Annotated in this window: 16 protein-coding genes; 5 read left to right on the forward strand and 11 right to left on the reverse strand. The window is 65.1% G+C overall.

The window, feature by feature from the left end; all coding sequences use genetic code 11:
* Positions 1 to 156: 156 nt before the first annotated feature.
* The 7 genes from J6595_RS12485 to J6595_RS12515 form a co-directional block, all read right to left on the reverse strand.
* Complete coding sequence (locus J6595_RS12485) at positions 157 to 1,191, reverse strand: siderophore-interacting protein (RefSeq protein ID WP_209594891.1); 1,035 nt, start codon at positions 1,189 to 1,191, stop codon at positions 157 to 159.
* The gene (gene fhuB / locus J6595_RS12490) at positions 1,188 to 3,392 is read right to left on the reverse strand and encodes a Fe(3+)-hydroxamate ABC transporter permease FhuB (protein ID WP_209594892.1); all 2,205 of its coding nucleotides are present in this window, start codon (positions 3,390 to 3,392) and stop codon (positions 1,188 to 1,190) included. Before fhuB ends, J6595_RS12485 begins: the two co-directional genes overlap by 4 nt.
* A complete protein-coding gene (locus tag J6595_RS12495; protein WP_209594893.1) occupies positions 3,302 to 4,219 on the reverse strand; it encodes an iron-siderophore ABC transporter substrate-binding protein in 918 nt (305 codons plus the stop codon). The genes fhuB and J6595_RS12495 overlap by 91 nt, the downstream gene beginning before the upstream one ends.
* 21 nt (positions 4,220 to 4,240) lie before the next feature.
* The gene (locus J6595_RS12500) at positions 4,241 to 5,071 is read right to left on the reverse strand and encodes an ABC transporter ATP-binding protein (protein WP_209594894.1); all 831 of its coding nucleotides are present in this window, start codon (positions 5,069 to 5,071) and stop codon (positions 4,241 to 4,243) included.
* Between the two features lie 6 nt (positions 5,072 to 5,077).
* Positions 5,078 to 7,315 carry a TonB-dependent siderophore receptor RhtA gene (gene rhtA / locus J6595_RS12505; RefSeq protein WP_209594895.1) on the reverse strand — a complete coding sequence of 746 codons (2,238 nt, stop codon included), beginning with the start codon at positions 7,313 to 7,315 and terminating at the stop codon, positions 5,078 to 5,080.
* A 453-nt stretch (positions 7,316 to 7,768) separates the two neighbouring features.
* The gene (locus J6595_RS12510) at positions 7,769 to 9,730 is read right to left on the reverse strand and encodes a phosphatase PAP2 family protein (RefSeq protein ID WP_209594896.1); all 1,962 of its coding nucleotides are present in this window, start codon (positions 9,728 to 9,730) and stop codon (positions 7,769 to 7,771) included.
* A 400-nt stretch (positions 9,731 to 10,130) separates the two neighbouring features.
* Positions 10,131 to 10,859 carry a GntR family transcriptional regulator gene (locus tag J6595_RS12515; RefSeq protein WP_209594897.1) on the reverse strand — a complete coding sequence of 243 codons (729 nt, stop codon included), beginning with the start codon at positions 10,857 to 10,859 and terminating at the stop codon, positions 10,131 to 10,133.
* Positions 10,860 to 10,971: 112 nt separating this feature from the next.
* Between J6595_RS12515 and J6595_RS12520 the strand changes: the two genes are divergently transcribed.
* From J6595_RS12520 to J6595_RS12540, 5 genes are all read left to right on the forward strand, one after another.
* Positions 10,972 to 11,955 carry a C4-dicarboxylate TRAP transporter substrate-binding protein gene (locus J6595_RS12520; RefSeq protein ID WP_209594898.1) on the forward strand — a complete coding sequence of 328 codons (984 nt, stop codon included), beginning with the start codon at positions 10,972 to 10,974 and terminating at the stop codon, positions 11,953 to 11,955.
* Between the two features lie 99 nt (positions 11,956 to 12,054).
* Positions 12,055 to 12,633 (forward strand): TRAP transporter small permease, encoded by a 579-nt coding sequence (locus tag J6595_RS12525; protein WP_209594899.1) that lies wholly within the window; start codon positions 12,055 to 12,057, stop codon positions 12,631 to 12,633.
* A gap of 9 nt (positions 12,634 to 12,642) precedes the next feature.
* Positions 12,643 to 13,920 (forward strand): TRAP transporter large permease, encoded by a 1,278-nt coding sequence (locus J6595_RS12530; protein WP_209594900.1) that lies wholly within the window; start codon positions 12,643 to 12,645, stop codon positions 13,918 to 13,920.
* Positions 13,921 to 14,057: 137 nt separating this feature from the next.
* A complete protein-coding gene (gene uxuA / locus J6595_RS12535) occupies positions 14,058 to 15,266 on the forward strand; it encodes a mannonate dehydratase (protein ID WP_209594901.1) in 1,209 nt (402 codons plus the stop codon).
* Between the two features lie 373 nt (positions 15,267 to 15,639).
* Positions 15,640 to 16,557, forward strand: coding sequence for a hypothetical protein (locus tag J6595_RS12540; RefSeq protein WP_209594902.1), 918 nt, complete (start codon positions 15,640 to 15,642; stop codon positions 16,555 to 16,557).
* 117 nt (positions 16,558 to 16,674) lie between these two features.
* Here J6595_RS12540 and J6595_RS12545 read toward each other — a convergent pair whose 3' ends face one another.
* The 4 genes from J6595_RS12545 to J6595_RS12560 are packed head-to-tail and all read right to left on the reverse strand — an operon-like array spanning position 16,675 to position 21,000.
* A complete protein-coding gene (locus tag J6595_RS12545; RefSeq protein WP_209594903.1) occupies positions 16,675 to 17,412 on the reverse strand; it encodes a FadR/GntR family transcriptional regulator in 738 nt (245 codons plus the stop codon).
* Complete coding sequence (gene yjfF, locus J6595_RS12550; protein ID WP_245198264.1) at positions 17,409 to 18,392, reverse strand: galactofuranose ABC transporter, permease protein YjfF; 984 nt, start codon at positions 18,390 to 18,392, stop codon at positions 17,409 to 17,411. The genes J6595_RS12545 and yjfF overlap by 4 nt, the downstream gene beginning before the upstream one ends.
* On the reverse strand, positions 18,389 to 19,432 hold the full coding sequence (locus J6595_RS12555) for an ABC transporter permease (RefSeq protein ID WP_209594904.1): 1,044 nt from the start codon (positions 19,430 to 19,432) through the stop codon (positions 18,389 to 18,391). Before J6595_RS12555 ends, yjfF begins: the two co-directional genes overlap by 4 nt.
* Entirely contained in the window at positions 19,429 to 21,000 is a 1,572-nt protein-coding gene (locus J6595_RS12560) for a sugar ABC transporter ATP-binding protein (RefSeq protein WP_245198265.1), read from the reverse strand. Before J6595_RS12560 ends, J6595_RS12555 begins: the two co-directional genes overlap by 4 nt.
* Between the last annotated feature and the right edge of the window lie 42 nt (positions 21,001 to 21,042).

Here is a 21,042-nt window from a genome sequence, read left to right on the forward strand (position 1 = left end):
CCCCCTTGCCGCGCTCCTCTGACCGGTCATTTCATTGCTGTTGAAGGACGGGCGCCACCCGGCATCGCGGCCTGATCTCCCCCCTTGTGGGGGAGATGTCCGGCAGGACAGAGGGGGGGCGCCTCGCGCTGACGTCGAACCCGTCTCGCCTGCTCCTCACCGCGACCAATAGGCCGAGATATAGGCCTCGTCCTGTTTCACACCCATGGTGTCGCGGAAATGCAGCCGGGCCTTGCGGGCGAGGTCGCGTTCGGCGGAAATCCAGACGAAGCGGCTTTCTGAAGCCTCGGGAAACGGGACGGCGACGATCCGCTCCCAAAGCTCCGGCCCCTTGCCCCGGGTCAGCCATTCGACCGTCATGCCGGACGGCGCCTTGAGGTCGCAGCGATCGGCCGGGTCGCCGAGCTCGACGAAGACATGGCCGCGCCGGTCCTTCGGCGAGAGTTCGAGAATGCGCCGGATCGCCGGCAGCGCCGTCTCGTCGCCGCCGATCAGGAGGAAATCGCCCGGCGGCGGTGTGCCGCCCCCCGGCCCCGCCACGCCGACACGTTCGCCCGCTTGCGCGCCGAGGGCCCAGCCGGTCGCAGCGCCCCCCTCGTGCAGATAGAGATCGAAGGCGAAGCGGCCGGCCGCCGGATCGACATCGACGAATGTATAGGCCGGGTTATGCAGGGCATCCTCGCCCTTGGGCCATCGTGTGCGGCCGCCGGCATCGAGATGCGGCCACACCGGGGCACGGCCCTTCGGCGGGATGGCGAGGCGAAAATGCATGCCGTCATCGACGAAGTCCTCGACGTTTTCGGCAGCGAGCGTCATGCGCAGGAAGTTCGGCGAAACGCTCTTCGTGCCCACCACCGTGGCGACGCGGAAGTTCGGCGGGTACTGGCCCTTCGGCAGGTCTCCGCGCCAGTCCATCCGGTCGGCAAGGCCCGGCGCGGCATGATCGAGGAGATGCAGAAACGCCTCGCGCATCTGGTGGATCTGCTTCAGATCGCTCGACGCGATCCGCACCGCGAAACCGGCCTCGGCCGCTTCGGCCTCGACCCGCCCGACGGGAAGCGTGATGGCAAGCTCGGCCCCCTTGCGCGCAACGTCGTAGCCGTGCTCGGCGATTTCGGCGGCGAGGTCCTCGATCAATGTCGCGGGAAACGGTCCGGCCGCGGTGCCGACAGCATGGGCGGGAAACGTCATGTGCGATGTCCTTGCTTTCGAATGGCATGATGGCCGAGGTGCGGCAGCGATCGATCGGGGCCGGTCGCTTTGGCTCGCCGCAATCTGGGCGACCACCTCCTTTGCCCTGGCTCTCCCGCCGGCTTGCGGCCGATCAACAGGATGAAGCCGAGGCTTCCCAGAAGTCCCGCGACGAGGCCGCCCGGCACCTGCCAGGGCGTCAGGCCGACACGGCCGATCCAGTCGGACAGGGTCATGACGATGGCGCCGATAAGAACCGTCGCGAGGGTCTGTTCGACGAGCCGCCTTGCCCGGACGAGCCGCGCCAGATGCGGCGCGATCAGCCCGACGAAGCTGAGCGGGCCGATGACCATGGTCGCCGCGCTCGCGAGCAGCGCGGCCAGAACCAGGCCGAGCGTCTGCGCGACGCGGCCCCGAAGCCCCAGCGCCCGCGATAGCTCCGCGCCGAGATCGAGCAGCGTCAGGGCCCGGCAAAAGCCGAGGACGATCGCCACCGCGACGGCGAGAAGGAGGCCGAGCGCCAGCGTCTCCGGCAGGGAGACGAGAACGGTCGAGCCGGACATCCAGGTGAGGAGTGCCGTCGCCTGCATCGAGGCATTCGCGAGCGCGATGCGCACGATGGAATCGAGAAACACGCCAAGCGCGATGCCGGCCAGAAGAACCGCGGCGATCTGGTCGCGGTGCCGGCGGGCGAACCACAGGACGAGCAGGGTGGCAAGGCTCGCGCCGGCAAAGCCGCAGAGGAGAAGAGCGCCGCGCGAAAGAACGCCGAAGGCAAGCGCCGCAAAGACGATCGCCGCCGCCGCGCCGTTGCTGATGCCCAGAAGCTCGGGGCTGGCAAGCTCGTTGCCGACGATCTTCTGGACGAGCAGCCCGGAAAGCGCGATCGCCCCGCCGGCCAGAAGCGCGCCGAGGACACGCGGCAGCCTTGCAAGAAACAGGGCGCCGTCAGCGGCCGGATCGAGAATTTCCCACCCCGCGCCGGTGCGGCCGACGAAGAGCGCCGCGGCGGCGACGAGAACGAGGGCCGCTGCAAGGCCCACCGGCAGCGACTTTCCCGCGTCGGCGAACGTCCCCGCGAAAGATCTCGTCGCCGGGTTCGGGCGGCTGGCAAGGCTCGTGCGCGCCAGAAGCAGAAACAGCACCGGTGCGCCGAACAGCGCCGTCAAAGCACCGGCCGGAACCAGCCGGCCGCTCATGGTGGACAGGAGCTGCGCCAGGGCGTCGGCGGTGAACAGCGCCAGCGCGCCGAGGCCGGCGGAGGCAAGAAGCGTCGCCACGACGGAGCGCGGCCGGCAGAGCCTGACGATCGCCGGGATCGCGAGGCCGACGAAACCGACGACGCCGATCCGGCTGACGACACAGGCGGTGAGGGCGACGGCGACGAGAAGGATCAGGATCCGCGCCGTTTCGGCTCGCAGTCCGACGCTGCCGGCGATCTGATCGCCGACGGCAAGCAGGCCGATCGCCCGGGACGACATCAGCATCGCCGCGAGCGCCGCCGCGAGGATCGAGGCGATGACGGTCGCGCTCGTCCAGTCGGACTGGGCGAGATGGCCCGAGCCCCACAGAAACAGGAAGGCCAGCCGCTGCTCGTTGAACAGGACGAGCGCGGCGGCGGCAGCCGAGAGGAACAGGCTGATCGCCATGCCGCCCAAAGCCAGCCGCGCCGGGTCGAACTGGTGCCTCTTGCCGACGACATAGACGAGCCCGGCGGCGGCAAGAGCCCCGAGAAAGCTCCAGGCCTCACGCGGCAGGAACGCCGCTGCGGGGCCGGCGAGCGCGGCGAGCGCCAGCGCGAACTGGGCCCCCGAAGCGACACCGAGCGTCGTCGGCGAGGCCAGCGGATTGCGCAACACCGACTGCATCACCGCCCCGGCAAGCCCCAGCGACGCGCCGGCGACCAGCGCGACGATGATCCGCGGCAGCGTCGCATAGTGAAACATCACTGCCGCGAAGACGTCGTTTGGCGGATCGAAGAGCCCGAGCCGGACGACGGATGCCGTCACGCGCGGGTCCCAGCCCGCCGCCGACGCGCCGATCCCCGCCGCGGCGAGAGCCAGCGCGACGAGGACGATCCTTGCGCCGGGCGCCCGTGTTTCGTCGGCGTTCAGCGGCTCTCCCCCGCGCTTTCGCCCGTCAGGGCGTCGGTGATCGCCCCGGCCATGGTGATCGCCGAGGGTATGCCGCCGAAGGTCCACACGACCGGCAGGGCATGGACGCGGCCCGCACGCACCGCCGGCAGCGCCTTGCCCAGCGGCGTGTCGAAGACCGAGGCCATTTCCGCGTCGCTGACCGGACCGACGACGAGAATGTCGGCGTCGGGATCTTCGGCAAGGGCGCTCGGCTCGGCGGTCGCAAAGCCCCAGTCGTTGACCTTGCCCTGATAGGCGTTGACGAGCCCGAGCTTGGCAAGCACCTTGTCGGCGACCGCGTTCTTGCCGTGGATGCGCAGCGCGTTCGGGCCGATGATGCGCACCACATAGACATGGCGGTCCGACAGGCCGGCCGTGCGCAGCGTCTCGGCGTCCTTTGCAAAGGCCGTGTCGGCACTCTCGATCAGCGCCTCGGCGGCCTCCGTCTTGCCGGTGAGGGCGCCCACTCTCCGGGTGCCGTCGAGGACAGCCTGATAGGTGTCGCCGCCGGTGCCGTTGAAGGTCACGTCCTCGACTCGGGCGCTGGCCTCCAGCTTCTCCTTTAACGGCCTCAGATGGGCATGGGACAGGATGAGATCGGGCTTCAGCCGGGCGAGCTCCTCCAGATTGGGCTCCTGGCGCGAGCCGATGTCGGCGACGCTCTCGGGCAGCGCCGGTTTGGCCACCCATTCGCGATAGCCGCCGGCATCGGCCGCGCCGACGGGCGTGATGCCGAGGGCGAGCAGGGTTTCGAGACCGGCCCATTCCATCGCGACGATCCGCTCCGGGGCCTTGCCGGAGAGGGGCTCTTCGGCAAAGGCAAGGCTCGGCGGAGCGAGACATGCGAGGAGCAAGAGCGCCGTTGCGAGCGCATTGCGGAAAAAGCGACCCATCGGTGTCACCTCGATCTGTCGTTACAGGGGATAGACGACCGTCGGCCCGGCTTCGCTTGGCCGCACGGTGCCGATCGGAAGATCATAGATGCCGGAGAGGACGTCGGGCTTTGCCAGCGCTTCGGGAGAGCCGGCGAAGATCGGCCTGCCGGCTTTCAGCGCGACGAGATGATCGCAAAAGCGGATCGCCATGCCGATGTCGTGGATCGCCATGACGATGGTGAGCTCGTGCTCGCCCCTCAGCCTTTGCAGGAGCTTGAGGACCTCCAGCTGGTGCTTCATGTCGAGAGCGGCCGTCGGCTCGTCGAGAAGCAGGCAGGCCGGCTGCTGGGCGAGCAGCATCGCCAGCCAGGCGCGCTGGCGCTCGCCGCCCGAAAGGCTGGTCATCGCCCGCTCGCTCATCCCGGCGAGACCGACCTTCGTCAACGCCTCGGCAACGGCCCGCCGGTCGTCCTCACCATGGCGCATGAAGGCGCCGCGCCAGGGGTAGCGGCCAAGCTTTGCCACCTCCGCGACCGTCATGTTCGCGGCCGCCGGCGGCTGCTGCGGCAACCAGCCGATCCGCCGCGCGAAGTCGCGCTGGCCGTATGAGACAAGCGATTTGCCGGCAAATGCGATCTCGCCTTCGCTCGGGACGAGCTGCCGGGCGAGCAGCGACAGAAGCGTCGACTTGCCGGACCCGTTGTGGCCGATCAGGGCGACGAAACGGCCGGCGGGGATCGCAAGGTCGAGCGGGGCGAGGATGCGTGTGCCCGCGACCGCGTAACCGGCATTCTTCAGCTGAAACGACGCGGCGCCCGCGGCAGCGGAAGCCACCGGGACGCGCGCGTCGAGAATGGGGGCAAAGGCCATCTGCGATCAGAATTCCTTCGTCATGGAGACCGTGAAGGTCCGGCCACGGCCCTTGTAGTCGAACACTTCCTCGCTGGCATAGGCGGCGTAGAAGATCTTGGCGCGCTGGCCCCAGATCGTCGTGTAATCCTTGTCGAACAGGTTGAGGACGCCGAAGTTCACGGTGACGTCGGCGGGCTCGTATTTCCACGAGCCGACGAGATCGAACAGGGTGTAGCCCTCGAGCTCGAGATCGTCACTGTCGGTGTAGTCGAAGATGTGCTGGCCGTTGAGGGCGATCTTGAAGACGTCGTTCGACCAGCCGATGTGCCCGCCGAGCGTCGAGGTGCTGGCATCGGTGACGCTCGCGGCCTCCCAGTCGTCATTGTCCTTGACGTCGGTCCGCACATAATGGCCGAGGACACCGGCATCGAAGCCGTGCGGCAGCTTGACGTCGAGCTTGCCCTCGACGCCGTAGACGCGGCGGTCCTCGTCCTGCAGCGAGATGAGCAGCGAGGTCTTGTCGTAGACGACCGTCTTGTCCGACAGGGAATAATAGGCGGCGACCTGGGCTTTCACCTGATCGTCGGCGTAGCGATAGCCGAGTTCGTAGGAGTCCGTCTTGATCGCGCCGAGGGCGGACTCGTCGACATTGACCGAGGAGAGCAGCACGTAGCGACCGGCGGAATAGGCATAATTGCCCTGGCCGTAATATTTCGCCGGATCGGGAAGCTCGAAGCCCTGGCTGAAATTGCCGTAGACCTGGCTGCCGCCGCCGACGTCGATCGTCGCGCCGATGTTGAAGAGATCGTCGGAATAGTCGACGGAACCGCCGGGGATCGTGTCCGCGCCAGTCGCGAGCCCCAGGGCGATGGCCGCCTGCTGGGTCGAGGCGACGAAGTCGTCGATGTCGGTCTTGACGTATTGATGGCGATAGCCGCCAGAGATCGTCAGCCAGTCGGTCGCCTCGTAGCTCGCCTGGGCGAAGCCGGAAACCGTCGAGACCTTGATGCCGGGATAGCGGCCGATCGTGGCATAGCTTTCCAGATCCATGGCGCCGGTGGCCGCCGACAACACCGGATTGAAGATCGTCTGGGTTGCCGAGAAATCGTCGACGTCGCCGTCGGAGCCGAAGGTCACCTTCAGCCCGTCGAGGGGCTCCGTGACGATCGCGGCCTTGTAGCCGTAAAAATCCGTCTTCTGGCTGGAGGCCGAGAAGAAGCGGCCCGAGGAATCGGGGAACGGGTTGAAGTCAAGAGTTTCGGAGCGCCAGAAGCCCTGCAGGATCAGCTGTTGTCCGAACAGGTTCTCGTTCGAATAATTCGCCGTGACCATCTTGCGCTCGGTCGCGGGATCGAGGTCGGACTCGTAGCCGTCGCGGATCTCGATGTCTTCCGGACTGCCGAGGAGACCCGAATAATTGGTCCCGAAGAACAAGCCGTAGGGGCTGTCCTGCTTGCTGTCGTAATATTGCGCGGTCAGTTCGAGACGCTGATTGGCGTCGATCTGCAGGCCGACATTTCCGAAGACGTCGACGGCGGTGTTGAACTGGGTCGAGGTCTGGGTGATGTCGGGAACGATCATGTCACCGTTGCCGTCGAAGAACGCCCCGGTATCGGCGCCCGCGACGGACAGGCGCATGTCCCAGGTCTCGTCGTTGTAGGTGACTGCGGCCGCGCCGTTGAGATCGCGGTCCTCGTCGGAATTGAAGCCGGTGCCGACGCCCGCCGTGACCTCGCCATGAAGGCCCGGCTTGGCGTCCCGGCCCTTCTTGGTGATGATGTTGATGATGCCGCCGGAGGCGTTGCCGCCATAGATCGCCGTGGCGCCCGAGAGCACCTCGATCCGGGCGATGTTGAACGGATCGATCGAATCCAGCTGGCGGCTGATCGCGCGGGCGGAATTCAGCGACACGCCGTCGATCAGAACGAGGGCGCTGCGGCCGCGAAGGTTCTGGCCGTAATTGGTGCGGGTGCCCCGGCTGCCGGGATCGAAAGCCGGGATCTCCTGGCCGAGAATGTCCTTGAGCGAAAGGCCGGCGCGAGCCTCCTCCTCGATCGTCTCCTGCTCGACCACGGTGATCGTGTTGGCGATCTCGGAGATGCGCTGCGGGGCGCGGCTGCCGGTGATCACCACCGTATCGAGCGAGATCGTCTCGCCCTCCTCCTGAGCCTTTGCCGGCACGGAGACGGCCGCCGCGGCGACGACGGCCAGAGCGCTCGTGCAACGAAGGATCGAACGGAAAGACGAAGCGGATACGCGCATGGTGACGGCCCATTCTGGCGACGGCCGAAAGCCTCCCGCAAGGGCGGGCACGCCTGGCCGAATACTGAAGTCGGCAGCCGTTTTTATAGACATTCCAAAGAGTTGAAGAAGTGTCCCGACTGCCTCGCCGGGACAGTGCTATTTATCATGATAATTGGAGTCAACTATTAAGCCGCGCCGTTTTTCCGCCGCAATCGGGATGTGGCACATGTGCAACTGCTTTTGGATGAATTCCAAAGTTGCGGGGGATTTCCTCAGCGGCGTCCACCCGGCTTGGCAGGTGGAGGTCCAGTCCCTTCACCCAACAACGCCAGAGCGTTTCCGGCGAACAAGAGTTCACCCGAAACGCTCGATGGCTTTGACGAGTCTTATTGTCCGGGCGTGAAAGCCGAACAGGCTTTCACCGGAAATGCTCGAGATACGGCCGCGATGTGTCGCGTTTCGAGGCCTTCGTCAGTCGACGAAATGGCGCCTCCACCATTCGTCGTAGTCTATTGTCGTATGCGCCCCGTCATAAGCGTGGCGCTCAATCGTTACGCCGTCGCCGTTGCCTTCCAAAACGATGCGGTCGCCGTCGAAGGATTCAAAGCGCATCGAGACGGGTTCGGGATAGGTGAGGAGCTGTTCCTCCAGAATGCCGACCGCCACACGCTCGCCCAGCCGCAGGGAGGCGTAGTAGTCGATATAGTAGTGAACGCCTGCGATGTTGCGGGCAATCGAGATATTCGCGGCAAGCTTGTTGAGCTCACCGATGAGCGTCAAATTATTGTCTTTGTCGATCTTGGTAGCGTGCAGTTTGTCTGTCTTTGCGTCCGACGGGGGTCGGTAGATGGATTGAAGCTGCTTTTCTTTCGCTCCGATCTTGTCGAGCGTCAGTTTGTCTTTCCACCACCGGGCGTCATGGAAGTCGGGGGGCACATAGCCTGAGGCCAGCGGGTCGGTTTGATTGCCTTTTCGCGGATCGGCATAGGTCTGGAACACCGCCTTGAGAATGGTGACGCAGGCGCCGGCGACGGTCGCATGGCCGGCTGCGTAGGACGGGTGCATCGGCGAGCCTTCCGGAAAGGCCTGGGGCAACAGCTTCTGCACGTCCGGCCCGGACGGCGGCGTGACGCCATTGGGAAGTTTCAGCCATCCGGGCAGCTTACTGTCAATCTTGAGACCGAAAATCCCGGCCTTATCAAGTGCATCGTAGGTCTTCTTTGCGTCCTCCTGAGCGGAGCCCAGATCGGAAGCTTTGGTGCTCGCCGACAGCGACAGCATCGCCGCCAGATATTCCGGCCGGGCGCGCAGCTGCCACTGGAATTTCTGCCGCCTCGCCGCCTTCAGGGCTCGGCTCGAGACTTCGGTGAGCAACGTCTGAAAATGCGGCGGCCCGAAGGTGGCAAAGGAGCCACGGGTCGGATGGAACCCTCCGGACGGCAGGCCGACGTCGAGATCCGCCTTGAAGCCCGTCAGCAGCAGGTAGGCGTTGAGATAGGCCTGATAGAGCGCGTCGAAATGCACATAGGTCGCAAGGTCGCGCAGGGTGGTGATGAAGCGCGGCTTGCCGTTCTGCCAATACTTGTCCAGCTCTCTGAAGTCGGCGCCATTCTGGGCGTCGAGCCAGCTTGCCCAATCGCCGAGATAGTTCAGACCCTCCTCGTGGACGCTGAGACGCTGATTGATCGTCTGGACGCCCCAGAGAATATAGCCGTCCTCGATCTCGGCGTGGCCGTAATCGCATTTTCCGTCTGCACCGACCTTCATGACGCAGACGGGCGCCGGATTGTTGGCGATCCGCGAGTCGGTCGTCCCAGGCGTCGGGGCAGCACGCCCCTTATTGCCGATCAGCAGGAACTGCGAGACGAACGGGCCGTCCTTTGCTCCGGGCGCAGAGCCGCGAAAGAGGTTCTTGGTATCGAGCGCATAGCTCGTCGGCGCAGCCTGACCGGGATCGACGAAACGCGCGAGATGGCGTCTTGCCTCTTCGTCGCTGAGCCCTGCCGGCTTGCTATTGAACCATTTGAGCTTGTTCAGCGCTGCCAGCGCTTTCTTCACCTTGGCGTCGGCCGGCGCAGTTTCCTCGAAGTGAATCACCGGCACGTCGCGCAGATATGCCATAGCGTAAAGTTCGCCCATTTCGGCGATCAGCTCGGATGTGCCGAGTTTCGGGAACGAGGAAATCGCCAGCGCCGCCGCGTCGGGTCCCTCGAGGTCGTAGACGTGGCCGGCGCGGGGGCTCTCCCAGTTGCGAACCTTCACATCGGCGGTCTCGCCGTTTATCACTTTTCTGAAGCTGAACTTCGTCGGCGAGACCGTTTCCGTATAGTATTTGGGCCGATGACTCATCTCGGCATCCTTCGGGCCGATCGGCACGTCGAAGGGATAGGCATCGCCCGCGCTATCGGCGTTATTGATCGCCGCGACAAACATTGCGAAGGCGTTCGCATCGACGAGGCCGGTGTCGCCGTGATGCGGCAGACCTTTGCTGTAATTGGTCGGCCAGACGCCGTCATAGGCGTCGATTTCGCCATTGACCGGCTGGGGTGGCTGACCGCGCGAAAACGCGGCCTCTGCCGCTGCCAGGCGGCGGTCGCGAGCGATCTTGCGCCGTACTTCGCCGCGAGGATTGGGGCGTCTCACCAGCATGCATGCCTCCCGAATTTGCGGCGAAATGCCGTTGCAAACTTCACGACGCCATGCGGAAAATCCGCCACGAACCTCAGAAGGGACAAACCTTTCCTTGCGTCAATTTGAAGTCAACACCGGCTGATTGCCACTGTCAACCTGAACGTGCATTGTGCAAGAATTATCCGCGAAGGTTCGAACGCGATCAGAGCTCTTCGCGCAGCGCGGCCTGCAGATCCGCCGCGTGGCCGGGCAGGTCCTCGTCCTCGAAGAGGTCGGGAAAGGTCCTGGCGAGGCGGGGAAGCGCGAGAAGGATCTCGCGCAGATGAAGGCGCACGGCCGCGGATGCCGCCTCCGCATCGCCGGCCCGGATCGCTCTGAGAATGGCGCGATGCTGATCGATCAGAAGCGGCATCGGCGAGGCCTCGGGAAGCGACAGATACCGCACCCGGTCCATCTGCGCCTTGCCCATCTCGATGACGCGCCAGGCCTCGCTGCAGCCCACAGCCTCGGCGAGCCCCTTGTGGAAAGCCTCGTCGAGGGCGAGGAAGCCGGTGTGATCGTCGGTCGCCGCGGCCCGCTCCTGATCGAGGACGATCCGCTCCAGCCCATCGAGCGAAAGCGTATCGACCGAAAGACAGCAATGGCGCGCGACGGCGACCTCGACGGCCTCGCGCACGAAACGCGCGTCGGCCACCTGGCGCGGCGAGACCTTGACCACATAGGTCCCGCGCTGGGGCAGGATGCGCACGAGACCGGCCTCTGCGAGCTTGATGAAGGCTTCGCGCGCCGGCTGCCGGCTGGAGCCGAAGCTTGCCGCGATTTCCTTTTCCGACAAGGCCTGGCCGGGTTTCAGCGCCATGGTGATGATCGCCTGACGAAGCGCCGCATAGATCTGCGGCGCGACCGCCCCTCTGTCGTCGATCTTCAGCATGCCGGAATTTTTCCACTTGCAATCGTAGCGCCTAAACTACCATACTAGCCAGATCAGACAAGCGGCCGCGGGGAGAAACCGGCCGTCGTCTCGAATCGGGAGGTTCATCGAAATGTTTCGCAAGACCCTTGCAGCGGCCGCACTCGTCGGCTGCATGATCGCGGGCTCCGGGCAGGGCGCCCTTGCCCAGGACTATCAGCTCAACGTCAACACGGCCCTCACCCAGGAAGACCCGATCTACAAGGGTCTCGAAGCCTTCCGCGACAAGGTCAAGGAGCGGACCGAGGGCAAGGTCGAGATCCGCCTCTTTCCGAGTTCACAGCTCGGCAAGGACGAGGACGTGCTCGAGCAGGCGCGCGCCGGGGCGAATGTCGCCGTTCTCGTCGATCCGGGCCGCCTCGCGGTCTTCGTGAAGGATCTCGGCGTCCTTGGCGGGCCCTATCTCGCCTCCGGCTACGAGCAGTATCGCAAGATCACCCAGTCCGATCTCTTCAAGGGCTGGGACGACGAGCTCGACAAGACCGCCGGGCTGAAGATCCTCTCCTTCAACTGGTGGCAGGGCGCGCGCCATCTGGTGACGCAGAACGCCGTCAGCAAGCCGGCCGATCTTGCCGGCGTCAGGATGCGCACACCGGGCGCACCGGTCTGGATCGAGACGATCAAGGCGATGGGCGCGACGCCGACGCCGATGGGCTGGACCGAGGTCTATCCGGCGCTCCAGCAGAACGCCATCGACGCCGCCGAGGCGCAGGACACCGCCGTCTACGGCGCCAAGCTCTTCGAAGTCGCCAAGCACCTGACCAAGACCGCCCATATCGGCCTCCTCACCGGCCTCGTCACCTCCGGCCAGTGGTACGATTCCATGCCGCCGGAGCTGCAGACCATCGTCTCGGAGGAAGCGCTCGCTGCCGGCGACGTCGCCTCAAAGGGCACCGAGGATGCGATCGCGAAGGTCGATGCCGAAATGGAAAAGGCGGGCATGTCGATCGACGAGATCGACGTGACGCCCTTCAAGGAAGCCACTGCGGGCGTCTACGAGACCCTCGGCTATGGCGACCTGAAGAAGAAGGTCGACGCCGTTCTCGCCGGCGAATGACACCGTCCTCCCAGGGATAGGTCCCGGCGTCGCCCTCCTGGCGGCGCCGGCCCGTCTGCCGGCCCAATGGCGATCCCTCCTCAATTCGGCCCATCCCAAATGTCCGCAGTCCTAGCCCGCATCGAAGACGTGATCGGCCGTCTGCTCCTTGCCGCCGTCGTCGTCCTCGTCTTCATCGGCGCCGTTTCGCGCTCGGTGAATCATCCGATCATCTGGTCGGTGGACATGGCTCAGGCGGTGTTCGTCTGGCTCTGCTTCTTCGGAGCGATGCGGGCGATGCGCGCGAAGGCCCATATCGGGGTCGACTATTTCGTCGCCAAGCTGCCCCCCGCCGCGCGCCGCGCGATCGAGCTCTGCCTTGCTGTTCTCGCCCTTGCCTTCCTTGCCACCATGGGCTGGTTCGGCATCCAGCTGACCATCCTCAATTCCATGCGCATCTTCGGCGACAGCGGCATCTCCTATGCCTGGGTCACCGCCGCCGTGCCGGCCGGCTGCCTCGCCCTCGGCCTGATGCTTCTCGTCCATCTTTTTCGCGCGCTGCGTTTCGGCGGGCTGGTCTTTTCGCCGGAGCCCCGCCCCCTCGGCGAAGCCGACACGACCGCATCGCCCGGCAACGCGCCGGCCGACGCCCCGGGCCATGGCGACGCCAGGACCGTGCGCAGCGCCGGGGAATTGTGAGCCGGTTCCATGTTGCTCCCCACGATCCTGTTCTTCGCGCTGATGCTGCTTGGCATGCCGATCGCCTTCGCGATCGGGATCGCGGGCTTCTCCTTCTTCCTGACCAGCCAGTTCATCCCGGTCTCGATCGGCATCCAGCAGGTGGCTTCCGCCTCCCAGAGCTTTCCGCTGCTCGCCGTTCCCCTGTTCCTGCTCGCCGGCCACATGATGAACAAGACCGGCATCACCCGCCGGCTGATCGACTGTTCCAACGCCCTCGTCTCGTGGATGGCCGGCGGCCTTGCCCAGGTCTGCATTCTGCTCTCGACCTTCATGGGCGGCGTGTCCGGCTCGGCCGTCGCGGATGCGGCGATGGAAGCGCGCATTTTAGGGCCGGAGATGATCCGCTCGGGCTACGACAAGGGCTTCACCGCCGCGACGATCGCCGTCGGCTCGCTGATCACCGCGACGATCCCGCCGAGCCTCGGGCTCATCCTCTACGGCTTCGTCGGTAATGTCTCGATCGGCCGCCTGTTTCTCGCCGGCGTCATCCCGGGCCTGTTGATGATGGTCGCCCTGATGGCGACGGTCTGGATCGTCGCGAAGAAGCGCGGCTATGGCGGCGAGGCGCGTTCGCTGCCGGACATCGGCACCGTGGGGCGCACGCTGTGGGACGCCAAATGGGCGCTGATCTTCCCGGTCGCGCTCCTCGTCTCGATCCGCAGCGGCATCTTCACCGCCTCCGAGGTCGGCGCCTTCGCCGTGGTCTATGCGCTTGTCGTCGGGGTGTTCGCCCATCGCGAGCTGAGCTGGAAGGACCTGCAGGAAGCGCTCTCGGACAGCGTCGTCGACATCGGCGTCATTACCCTGATCATCCTGTTCTCCGGCATGGTCGGCTATGTCATCGTCTTCGAGCGGGCGCCGCAGACGATCGCCGAGGCGCTGCTCGGCCTGTCGAGCCAGCCGATCATCGTCGTCTTCCTGATCCTCGTCTTCGTCTTCCTCTGCGGGCTGTTCATCGAAGCGACGGTCTTGGTGCTCCTTTTGACGCCGATCGTCCTGCCGATCGTCCAGCCGCTGGGCGTCGATCCGGTGCATTTCGGCATCCTGATGATGACCATCGTGACGCTCGGCGGCATGACCCCGCCGGTCGGCGTCGCGATGTATGCGGTCTGCTCGATCCTCGACTGTCCGATCGAGGCCTATGTGAAGGAATCAGTGCCCTTCGTCGTGGCGATCCTGTTGGTCGTCACGATTCTGGCGCTGTTTCCCGGGCTCGTCCTGTTTCTCCCGAATATGTTGATGTAAAGCCGACCGAGCGCTCGGCGCTGCCCGAGCATGATCCCGGCAAGCGCTGACGCGCGACGAAGGATCATCGCAAAACCCACAAGATGACGCGGCCGAGCCAGTGCCGGTCGCTCGACAACGATGAATGAGGAATGACGATGCGGCAGACCTGGCGTTGGTTCGGCCCCAATGATCTCGTCAGCATCGACGACATGCTGCAGGCCGGTGTCGAGGGTGTCGTCTCGGCCTTGCACCACGTGCCCACCGGCGCCGTCTGGACGCTGGAGGCGATCGAACAGCGCCAGCGCGAGATCGCCTCGCGCCGGGACGGATCCCCCTCCGGCATTGCCTGGGACGTGGTGGAGAGCCTGCCCGTCTCGGAAGACATCAAGAAGCAGACCGGCGCGTTTCGCGAGCATGTCGAAAACTACAAGACGAGCCTCAGACATCTGAAGGCCGCCGGCATCGAGACGGTCTGCTACAATTTCATGCCCGTCCTCGACTGGACGCGCACGGACCTTGCCTACCGGGTCGCCCATGGCGGCACGGCCATGCGTTTCGACCTCGTCGATTTCGCCGCCTTCGACATCTTCATCCTCGAGCGCCCCGGCGCTTCCGAGAGCTTTGCCGAAGACGTCGCCGCGGCCGCCAAAGAGCGCTTTGCGAAGATGGACGAGACGCGCAAGGAGGCGCTTGCGAGGAACGTCGTCTTCGGCCTTCCCGGCGCGGCCGAGCATTTCACCCTCGCCGACGTCCGCGCCCATCTCGCCGAATACGGCGCGATCGACGAGACGAAGCTGCGCGCCCATTTTATCGACTTTCTGTCGGAAGTCGCGCCGCTCGCCGAAGAGCTCGGCGTCAGGCTCTGCTGCCACCCGGACGATCCGCCCTTCCCCCTTCTCGGCCTGCCGCGCATCATGTCGACCGAGGCGCAGTACAAGGCGATGATGGAGGCCGTCGACATCCCGGCGAACGGCATCACCCTGTGCTCCGGCTCCCTCGGCGTTCGCCCCGACAACGACCTTCCTGGCATGATGGCGCGGCTCGGCGACCGGGTCCATTTCCTGCACCTCAGAAACACCACCCGCGAAGGCGCCGGCCTGCCCGTCTCCTTCCACGAGGCCGAACATCTTGCCGGCGACACCGACATGGTCGCCCTCATCGCCGCCGCCCTGAAGGAAGAGGCGAAGCGCAAGGCCGCCGGCCGCCCCGACGCCTCCATCCCCTTCCGCCCCGACCACGGCCAGGACATTCTCGACGACCTGTCGAGAAAGGCGCAGCCCGGCTATCCGGCGATCGGGCGGCTGAAGGGACTGGCGGAACTCAGGGGGGTGATCGCGGGGCTGGGGTATGGCGGCCAGAACTGAGCGCTCTTTATCGCCGCGGGTTCGACGCAAACCCAACCGTGACGCCGAATTCTCCCGACCAATCACTCAAACCCGTTGGAGAGGAACGCGGCGAAGGCTGAAGCTCGTCATTCTCGGGCCCCGTCCCGAGAATCCAGGGGCGGCCGCCGCCACGTTTGCCACGACCGCCTCCACAACTTGAGCCGATTGCGCCCGACGATCGCTGGATTCTCGGGACGGGGCCCGAGAATGACGAAGCGTCGGGCCAATTCCGCACCGCGGCGCGACATACGCACAGCTCGTCGAGCGGCTTCGGGAAATCGTTGTTGACGAGCATGAGAGCGACCTGCGGAATAGGGGGAACTGAGGGATTTCATCGCAAGGTTTTTCTGCAATGCTCAAAAGCAAGCGAGGCAATTTCTATTCCGCTATCGGATACCTATCGGCTTCATTGTTAATTTTTCTATTCCTCGCCGTAGTTTGGAACGTTTCGTCTGAAACAACGCGAGTTCGCGTCGAAAACGAAGCCGCCGCGAAGCAATACTTAGAGGATACCGAGAAAAAAGTTCGCGCAGCGTGCGTCATCACTGACACCATCGCATTTACCAAATGCGCTATTGAACAAATTAAGGCCAGCCGCGAGGACCAGCGTGCAGAGCAGGAGCTTATAGCCCAGACCGGCATGAATCGGTGGGCCTATTACATGCTATGGGTAGGCGTTGCTAGCGCCGCCATCACAGCACTCGGCGCTTGGTGGGTTAGAGAGACACTCATTGCGACGCGCGACATGAATAAGATTGCTCGCGCTGCCATCGGCTACGACAGCCGGGCATGGCTGAGACTTCAAGCGCAACATGTGCGTTTCAGCCGCCTTCCAGATCGGCTCCTCATCGTATGGGGCGCCAGTATCGAAAATATAGGAAAATCGGCTGCTACCGACATTCACATTTTTACACGCGTTTTGGTTTATCCAATTGAACGCAATCGGTCGCAGGATGCAGCCATCAGGAAGTCCGAACGCGTCCGCAACGGACGAGCTATGGCCCTTTTCCCTCAAGAGCGGCTTCACAATCGTTTATGTCCTGCAGATTCTCCCGTTCCTGCAGAGCCATCGATTTATCAAATCGTTGGGACTATTGAATACCGATTGACCTCCGATGGCCCAGGCGACCCCGCCCATGTCACCGAGATTACTTTCGATGTCGCCTTTGGTGAGTTCAGAAACGTCTACGGAGACGATCTGCTTGACGAGAGTGGAGGTATTCACGCTACGCTCACTCAAAGCAGTGAAGGCCGAGTGCGTATTACATAGGAACATAGCCGCCAAACCCGCCGGCGCCGTTATGGCGGCACCTCTGGACCTCGGTGCGTTTGGTAAATAAGGGCCTAGAAACGCTCTCATTCTCGCCATAGCGGCACGTGGGCCTTCTCACCCCTCCCCCAGCGCGCCCTGCGTCCGCGTCGCGCCGAGTTCGATGACGGTGCGCATCGTCGCCCGGGCGCGCTCCTCGTCCTTCGACGCGATGGCCTCGACGATGAGGCGGTGATTGTCGGCGCATTCGCGGATCATGTCGGCGTCGTCGGCGGGTGACGAGAGCCTGAGGACGATGGCGAGCGCCGTTTCGATCAGGCCGCTCGTCGCGCGCATGAAAGGGTTCTGGGAGATGTCGGCGACAACGAGGTGGAATTTCAGGTCGACCCGGGCGATCGAGGTGCGGTCATGACCAAGATCGCCCATCTCCTCGACGATTCCCATCAGCCGCTCGATGTCCGCGGCGGTCGCCCGGCGGCAGGCGAGCGCGGCGGCTTCCGGCTCGAAGGCGAGGCGCATCGTCGCCAGATCCTCGATGAAGCGGGCGTCGAGGCCGGTCTCGACCCGCCATCTGAGAACGTCGGGATCGAGGAGATTCCAGCGTTCGCGCTCGAGCACCTTGGTTCCGACCCGCGTCTTCGCCTCGATCAGCCTTTTGGCGGCGAGCGTCTTCATCGCCTCGCGAAGGACGGTGCGCGAAACGCCGAAGGTCTCGCCGAGGTCCTTGTCGCCGGGCAGGATCGCGCCGGGGGGAAAGGTGCCCCCGACGATCTGCCGGCCAAGGGTCGCGACCACATGGGCGTGGCTCGAATGGCCAGACCCCGTGTCGCCCAATGTGGCGAGAAGACCGGTCATGCGGGGATGGCGGCCGCGCCGCGGCGCCGGGCGCTCAGCCAGACGAGGCCGCGCTGAAGCGCGATGAAGCTGAACAGGAGCAGTCCGATCACAATCTTGGTCCACCAGCTCGAGAGCGTGCCGTCGAAGACGATATAGGTCTGGATCAGCCCCATGATCAAAATGCCGAGCAGCGTTCCGGCGACATAGCCGGAGCCCCCGGTGAGAAGCGTGCCGCCGATGACGACGGCGGCGATCGCATCGAGCTCGACGCCGACGGCGGCCAATGAATAGCCGGCTGACGTATAGAGCGAAAAGGCGATGCCGGCGAGCCCTGCCAGAAAGCTCGACAGCGCGTAGATGAGGATGGTCGTGCGCGCGATCGGAACGCCCATCAGCTCGGCCGACTGGCGGTTGCCGCCGATGGCGTAGACGTTGCGGCCGAAGGAAGTGAAATGGGCGATCACGATGCCGGCGACAACGACGGCCAGCATCGCCATGCCGACGAAGGACAGCCGTCCGCCCCCCGGCATCCTGAAATAGAGATCCTGCAGCGTATCGTAGAGCTCGACCCTGATCGGCACCGAATCCGTCGAGATCAGGAAGGCCATGCCCCGGGCGAAGAACATGCCGGCGAGGGTCACGATGAAGGGCGGCATGGCGAGATAGTGGATCATCGCGCCCATCAGCGCGCCGAAGGCCGTGGTGATGGCAAGGACGAGCAGAATCGCGAAAAGCGGCGGCACGCCTCCTTCGCCCATCGTCACGGCGAGAAACACCCCGGTGAAGGCGATCACCGAGCCGATCGACAGATCGATGCCGCCCGACAGGATGACGAAGGTCATGCCCACCGCGGCGATGCCGAGAAAGGCGTTGTCGGTCAAGAGATTGCCGATCACCCGGGTCGACAGCATGTTGGGGAACTGGGCGTAGCACAATGCATAGGCGAGGATGAAGATGACGAAGGTCGTCGCCAGCGGAAACAGTCTCGACCCGATCATCGCGCGGCCTCCTTCTCGGGTTCGCGGACGGGCGCGGCAGCGTCCTCTTCGCTGCGCGGCCGCGATTTCATGAAGGCGAAGAGCGTCTGGCTGGCCGGCGACTGGACGACCAGGATGACGACGATGATCGCCGCCTTGATCACGAGGTTGAACTCCGGCGGAAAGCCGGCGAGCAGGATGCCGGTATTGACCGACTGGATGATCATCGCGCCGATCAGCGAGCCGGCGATGGAAAACCGCCCGCCCATCAGCGAGTTGCCGCCGACGACGACGGCGAGGATGGCGTCGAGCTCCAGCCACAGGCCGGCATTGTTGGCGTCGGCGCCGCGAATGTCGCCGGCCGCGACGATGCCGGCGACGGCGGCGCAAAGCCCCGAGGCCGCGTAGACGGCCAGAAGCAGCGCCGAGGTGCCGATGCCGGCGAGCGAGGAGGCCCGCCGGTTGATGCCGATCGCCTCGACCAGAAGCCCGAGGGCCGTCGTGCGGAACAGGACGGATGCGGCGATGCCGATGGCCACCCAGAGGATGACGGGAAAGGGGATGCCGAAGACAGCGCCCGTCCCGACGAAGACGAGGCCCGGATCGTTGAAGGTGAGGATGACGCCTTCGGTGATCAGCTGGGCGATGCCGCGCCCCGCGACCATCAGGATCAGCGTCGCGATGATCGGCTGGATGCCGAGAAAGGCGACCAGCGCGCCGTTCCACAGCCCGCAGACAATGCCGACGCCGAGCGTCGCGAGGATCGTCGCGGCGAGCGAGTGATCGCTGGTGATCAGCGCGGCGGCGACCGCGCCGGCGATCGCCATCACCGCCCCGACGGACAAATCGATGCCCTTCGTCGCGATCACCAGCGTCATGCCGACGGCGAGCAGCGCCACCGGCGCACCGCGATTGAGAATATCGATCAGGCTGCCATAGAACCGGCCATTGGCGAAGGCGATGTCGAGAAAGCCCGGCGCGATCGCGGTGTTGAGCGCCAGAATGACGAAGAGCGCGACGAGCTGCGGCAGAACCCGCCTGATGGTGGTCGGGAGTGTCACGCCGTGCCCTCCCGCAGGATTTCGGCGGCCCGGCCCTCGCCGGCTCCGCCCCCCGACGTCTCGTCCTCGGCCGAGGCGATCGCCCGCATGATGGCGTCGGCGCTGATCTCGCCGGCCGGCAGTTCGCCGGTGTGGCGGCGGTCGGCCAGAACCCGCACCCGCGTCGCATAGGCGACGATCTCCTCGAGTTCCGAGGAGATGACCAGAAGCGACATGCCGCGCTGGCGCAATTCGCCGATCAGCCGGATGATCTCGGCATGGGCGCCGACATCGATGCCCCGCGTCGGCTCGTCGAGGATCAAAAGCCGGGGATCGGTGGCGAGCCAGCGGGCGAGGATGACCTTCTGCTGGTTGCCGCCAGACAGGAACTTGATCGGCTTTTCCCGGTCGCTGGTCCGGATGTCGAGGGCTTCGATATAGCGGTCGGCGATCGCCTCCTGCTCCTTTCGCGGCAGGGGTTTGGCCCAGCCGCGCCGGGCCTGGAGCGCAAGGACGATGTTCTCGCGCACCGACAGATCCTCGACGATGCCGTCCAGCTTGCGGTCCTCCGGGCAGAAGCCGAAGCCGTGGGCAATCGCGTCGCGCGGCGAGGCGAAGGTCACCGGCTTGCCGTCGACCTCGATCGTGCCGTGATCGGGTTGGTGAATGCCGAACATCAGCTCGGCGGTCTCGGTGCGGCCGGACCCGAGAAGCCCGGCAACGCCGACGACCTCGCCGGCCCGCATCTCCAGGTCGAAGGGGGCGATCTGCCCATTCTTCGACAAGGCCTTGAAGCTGGCGACGACCGGCTTTTGCGACCGGTCCACCGGCTCGGCGACATGCGCCTCCTGCTCCTGCAATTCGCGGCCGAGCATCAGCGAGACGAGCTCGATGCGCTTGAGGCCCTCGATCGGGCGCGTCGCGACCTTGTGGCCATTGCGCAGGATGGTGACACGGTCGGCGATGCGATAGACCTGGTCGAAGAAGTGGGTGATGAAGACGATCCCGAGGCCGCGCTGCTTGAGACCGTCGAGGATACTGAAAAGCCGGCTAACTTCCGCCGCGTCGAGACTGGCCGTCGGCTCGTCGAGGATCAGCACCTTGCCGGAAAGATCGACGGCCCGGGCGATGGCGACGATCTGCCTCACGGCGACCGAATAGGTCGCAAGAAGCGATGTCACATCGATGTCGAGCCCGTACTGGCCCAGGATTTCGCGCGAACGCCGGTTCGCCTCGCTCCGGTTGGTCAGGCCGAAGCGCTTCGGCTCGCGCCCGAGGAAGAGATTTTCGGCGACCGTCAGATTGGGCAGGAGGTTGACCTCCTGATAGACCGTGCCGATGCCCAACTCCTGCGCGTCCATCACGTCGGAGGGGTCGATCGGCTTGCCGGCAAGGACGATCCGCCCGCCGTCGCGGCGATAGGCGCCGGTCAGGATCTTGATGAGGGTGGATTTTCCGGCCCCGTTCTCGCCGACCAGCGCATGGACCTCGCCTGCGGCCAGGTCGAAATCGACGTTCGAGAGCGCCGTAACGCCGAGAAATTGCTTGGATATGCCTTCCGCGCGAAGCAGCATTTCGCTCCCGATCATGACCCGTCCCGAAACGAAGCGGCCCGCGGCGGGCGCAAGCGA

Source organism: Jiella mangrovi (assembly GCF_017815135.1).
Classification (GTDB): Bacteria; Pseudomonadota; Alphaproteobacteria; order Rhizobiales; family Rhizobiaceae; genus Jiella; species Jiella mangrovi.

What these genes read in the sequence shown, in the direction of transcription:
- J6595_RS12485 (WP_209594891.1), bottom strand. Translation starts at nt 1,191, where the DNA reads ATGACGTTTCCCGCCCATGCTGTCGGCACCGCGGCCGGACCGTTTCCC.
- J6595_RS12495 (WP_209594893.1), bottom strand. Translation starts at nt 4,219, where the DNA reads ATGGGTCGCTTTTTCCGCAATGCGCTCGCAACGGCGCTCTTGCTCCTC.
- J6595_RS12500 (WP_209594894.1), bottom strand. Translation starts at nt 5,071, where the DNA reads ATGGCCTTTGCCCCCATTCTCGACGCGCGCGTCCCGGTGGCTTCCGCT.
- rhtA (WP_209594895.1), bottom strand. Translation starts at nt 7,315, where the DNA reads ATGCGCGTATCCGCTTCGTCTTTCCGTTCGATCCTTCGTTGCACGAGC.
- J6595_RS12510 (WP_209594896.1), bottom strand. Translation starts at nt 9,730, where the DNA reads ATGTTTGTCGCGGCGATCAATAACGCCGATAGCGCGGGCGATGCCTAT.
- J6595_RS12515 (WP_209594897.1), bottom strand. Translation starts at nt 10,859, where the DNA reads ATGCTGAAGATCGACGACAGAGGGGCGGTCGCGCCGCAGATCTATGCG.
- J6595_RS12520 (WP_209594898.1), top strand. Translation starts at nt 10,972, where the DNA reads ATGTTTCGCAAGACCCTTGCAGCGGCCGCACTCGTCGGCTGCATGATC.
- J6595_RS12525 (WP_209594899.1), top strand. Translation starts at nt 12,055, where the DNA reads ATGTCCGCAGTCCTAGCCCGCATCGAAGACGTGATCGGCCGTCTGCTC.
- J6595_RS12530 (WP_209594900.1), top strand. Translation starts at nt 12,643, where the DNA reads ATGTTGCTCCCCACGATCCTGTTCTTCGCGCTGATGCTGCTTGGCATG.
- uxuA (WP_209594901.1), top strand. Translation starts at nt 14,058, where the DNA reads ATGCGGCAGACCTGGCGTTGGTTCGGCCCCAATGATCTCGTCAGCATC.
- J6595_RS12540 (WP_209594902.1), top strand. Translation starts at nt 15,640, where the DNA reads ATGCTCAAAAGCAAGCGAGGCAATTTCTATTCCGCTATCGGATACCTA.
- J6595_RS12545 (WP_209594903.1), bottom strand. Translation starts at nt 17,412, where the DNA reads ATGACCGGTCTTCTCGCCACATTGGGCGACACGGGGTCTGGCCATTCG.
- yjfF (WP_245198264.1), bottom strand. Translation starts at nt 18,392, where the DNA reads ATGATCGGGTCGAGACTGTTTCCGCTGGCGACGACCTTCGTCATCTTC.
- J6595_RS12560 (WP_245198265.1), bottom strand. Translation starts at nt 21,000, where the DNA reads ATGATCGGGAGCGAAATGCTGCTTCGCGCGGAAGGCATATCCAAGCAA.